Origin of the sequence: uncultured Leptotrichia sp. (assembly GCF_938036635.1) — a bacterium.
In the GTDB taxonomy this organism is placed as follows: domain Bacteria; phylum Fusobacteriota; class Fusobacteriia; order Fusobacteriales; family Leptotrichiaceae; genus Leptotrichia; species Leptotrichia hongkongensis.
Genome location: NZ_CALHQO010000308.1, coordinates 1 through 3923, shown reverse-complemented (window position 1 = coordinate 3923; position 3923 = coordinate 1). Strand labels below are relative to the sequence as shown.

Below are 3923 nucleotides of genomic sequence, written 5' to 3'. Positions count from 1 at the left end.
TTAAAAATAAATTTAAATAAAAATAATTTGATAAAAATGGGGAAAAGGAAAGGAAATTTAATGAGTTTAGTTCAGTTTAACAAGGTATATAAACAATTTGCGGGGGAATATATTTTGAGAGATGTTAATTTTACGATTGAAGAGAAGGACAAGATTGGGCTTGTAGGGGTAAATGGGGCTGGGAAGTCTACAATTATTAGGATGCTTTTGGGGGAAGAGCGGATTGATGGGAATGAGAATAATCTTAATGAGTTTGGGGAAATTGTGAAAAGTGGGGCTACAAAAATTGGGTATTTGTCACAGAATACAGAGTTTTCAGATGAAAAAAATACGATTTATGAGGAAATGATGACTATTTTTGAGGAAGAAAGAAAAATTTGGGATGAGATTCAGAAAGTTAATATGCTTTTGGGAACAGCGAACGAGGATGAAATGGAAAAGCTGATTAACAAGTCTGCGGAACTTTCTTCTGTTTACGAGGCAAAAAATGGTTATGAGATTGAATACAAGATTAAGCAGGTGCTTACAGGCCTTGAGCTTACTGGAGAATATGAGAATTTGCTATTGCAGGATTTGAGCGGTGGGGAAAGAACACGTGTTTCGCTTGCAAAACTGCTTTTGTCTGAACCTGACTTGCTGATTCTGGACGAGCCGACAAACCATCTGGACTTGATTTCGATTGAGTGGCTTGAGGATTATTTGAAAAAGTATAATAAGGCGTTTTTGCTTGTTTCTCACGATAGAATATTTTTGGATAATGTCTGTACAAAAATTTTTGAGTTGGAAAATAAAAAATTACACAAGTATGATGGTAACTTTTCATCGTTTATTCTTCAAAAGGAGATGATTTTGAAGGGGGAAATCAAGCGATATGAGAAGGAGCAGGAAAAAATTAAGAAAATGGAGGAATATATTGACAGATTTCGAGCTGGAATAAAGGCAAGACAGGCGAAAGGACGACAAAAAATACTGGATAGAATCGAGAGAATGGAAGATCCTGTATTTAATCCGCAAAGAATGAGGCTAAAATTTGAAGCGGCTAAAATGAGTGGGGAAAATGTGCTGAAAGTTAGAAACTTATCTAAAAGCTTTGACGGAAAAAAAGTTTTGAATAATATAAATTTTGAACTTTTCCGTGGAGAAAGAGTTGGAATTATTGGAAAAAATGGGATTGGAAAATCTACGCTTTTAAAAATACTTTTGGATAAATTGTCTAAGGATACAGGGGAAATTGAGTTTGGAACAAGGCTAAAAATAGGATATTATGATCAGAATCATCAGGAATTTTCACAGGAAAGCACAATTTTACAGGAAATAAACAATTCACTTGATTTGACAGAAGAATATTTGCGAACACTCGCAGGCGGATTTTTGTTTTCAGGTGACGATGTGCAGAAAAAAATCAGTATGCTAAGTGGTGGAGAAAGAGTCCGTGTGGCATTTTTGAAACTTTACATGGAAAAAGCTAACTTTCTGATTCTGGATGAGCCGACAAACCATCTGGATGTTTATTCCATCGAAGTGCTGGAGGATGCTTTGGAGGATTTTGACGGAACAATGCTAGTCGTTTCCCACAACCGACACTTTTTAGACACGATATGCAATACAATTTACTGCCTTGACGAAAACGGACTTACAAAATTCAAAGGAAATTACGAAGACTATAAAGAAAGCCTAAAAACAGCAAAATCAGCTTCTCAAGGAACAGACATCGAAATGAAGGAAGAGAAAAAACTTTCATATCAGGAACAGAAAGAACAGTCAAGAAAAATCGCAAAATTGAAACGTGATATTGAAAAACTGGAAAAGGAAATGGAAAAAATTACAGAAATGAGAGAAAACTTAAACGCAGAATACGAAAAGGCTGGAAAAGAAAACAATATGGAAAAACTGATGGAAGTGCAGGAAAAGCTCGACAGGCTGGAAGAAGAAGAGATGGAGAAAATGGAAGAGTGGGATGTGAAGAGTGGGGAGTTGGAAGAAATTTTAAATTAGGAAGGATTAAAACATGTATACATTTGAAGAGTTTTTAAGAAAAATAGATTTTTCATACGATAATTGGGATGATTATGGTTATAAAACAACAGCAAGAATTTATTTAAAAAATGAAAATGATGTTGTTGAAAGTGTGAATATAAATATCTATCCTAATAAAAGAGAAGTTTATATTGAATTATGTCAAGGTAAGAAACCAGAAGATAAAAATTTCTGTACTTTAGGTTCACAAGAATATTATAATTTTATTAATGAAAATATAAAAAAAAAAGACAGAAAAAAATGGTATAAATTAACAAATGATTTAGCTTATAATAAAGACTTATTTTTAGAAATGTTAGATAATAAAGAAATATTGTTCTTAAGAAGTTAGTTTTTACGTTTTAGAAATAAAAACGAAGTAATTACTCAATTGCATAGAATGGCTAGTAAAGGAGGTAAATATTTAGATGCATTTAATTTGAAATTACAAGATAATGAAAAGGTAGTTTTAGAGATTAATGTAAATCCAAAAGACTTAATTCCTAAAAATACATATTGTATTATAGGTAAAAATGGAACAGGAAAAAGTCATTTTTTAAAAAATATTGCGAAATCTGTATTGGGAGAAGAAACATCATATGCTTTAGAAGTTGAAAATGAAAAAAATTTAGAAAATGTAATATTTATATCGTATAGTCCGTTTGATGAAACTGTAGATATAAAAAATAAAGATAATTTTTATCAAATTGGATTAAATAGTGTAAATATAGAAGAAAAAGAAACAATTTTTGATTATTTTAATAGAGAATTAGTAGATAATATAATTGCAATACAGAATCCTGTTGCGATTAAATCTAAAGAATTGTGGGAAGAAATATTGGAAAAATTTTCTTATGAAGAGTGGGTTAGAAAGTTATTGGAAAAATTGAGTAATTTAGATCAAAAAATAGAGAATGATTTGCTTGAAACAAAAAAATTTTTAAAAACTGAAATTGAAAAATTAAGTTCAGGTCAAAAAATAGTGCTTTTGTCCCTAACTTCTTTGTTATTGAAAGTTAAAGAAAAAACATTTGTTTTAGTAGATGAACCAGAATTATTTTTACATCCATCAATGATAAAATCATACACAAGAGCATTAATTGAAATAATAACCAAAAATAATGGTATTTGTATAATAGCGACACACAATCCAATAGTATTGCAAGAAATACAAACCTCCTGTGTAAAAATTATTAAAAGTAATAGGGAAATAGAAGCATTTGAGAAATTAGGAATTAATTCATTTGGAGAAAATATTAATACATTAAATAATCTCATTTTTGGATTAGATATTCAGAATACAGGATATTATGAATTAATCTCATCATTGAGTAGAATGGAATTGGAAAGGGAACGTGAATTATTAAGAAAAATAATGGGGAGTGAAGGTAGAGTAATATTAAGTACATTTATGGAGATTGAAGATGAAAAAGCTTAATAAACCTGAGTTTTCTATAAAAGATATTATAGAAGAAAATAATAACTATTTTGAAAAAGAATTAAATGAAGAAATAAATGATTTAGTTGAAGAAGAAAAAGAATATATAGAAAAAGGAGAAAGTAAAAAATTATACGAGATAAAGGAATCAAAACATGAAAAGATAAAAAAATTGTATGATAAATTTTATGGAAATCAAAAATACGGATATCGTTCAGAAATTATTGGAAAAATAGTTCGATGTCCAATTTGTGGTAGTCCTTTTGGCTATGGAACTCTTTGGCTTGATCATGTTTTACCTCAAAGTAGATTTGAAAAATTAGCAATAACACCTATTAATTTAGTACCTTTTTGTTCTAGTTGTAATAGAGGGAAAGGAATTGAAATTGGAAATAAGGAAATGGGAATTTTGAATCCTTATTTTAATTATTATGAGTTAAAATCTTATTTAGAGTTAGATATAATTATT

The 3923-nt window shown here is 29.7% G+C and carries 4 protein-coding genes; all 4 read left to right on the top strand.

Features of this window, described 5'->3' with window-relative positions; all coding sequences use genetic code 11:
• Window positions 1-60 precede the first annotated feature (60 nt).
• Window positions 61-1995 (top strand): ABC-F family ATP-binding cassette domain-containing protein, encoded by a 1935-nt coding sequence (locus tag Q0370_RS06225; protein ID WP_299573516.1) that lies wholly within the window; start codon window positions 61-63, stop codon window positions 1993-1995.
• 13 nt (window positions 1996-2008) lie between these two features.
• Window positions 2009-2368 carry a hypothetical protein gene (locus Q0370_RS06220; protein WP_299573513.1) on the top strand — a complete coding sequence of 120 codons (360 nt, stop codon included), beginning with the start codon at window positions 2009-2011 and terminating at the stop codon, window positions 2366-2368.
• A gap of 48 nt (window positions 2369-2416) precedes the next feature.
• Window positions 2417-3454 (top strand): AAA family ATPase, encoded by a 1038-nt coding sequence (locus tag Q0370_RS06215; RefSeq protein ID WP_299573511.1) that lies wholly within the window; start codon window positions 2417-2419, stop codon window positions 3452-3454.
• Window positions 3441-3923 (top strand): HNH endonuclease (locus Q0370_RS06210; RefSeq protein ID WP_299573507.1); only part of this gene is annotated, 483 nt, incomplete at its 3' end. The genes Q0370_RS06215 and Q0370_RS06210, both read left to right, overlap by 14 nt.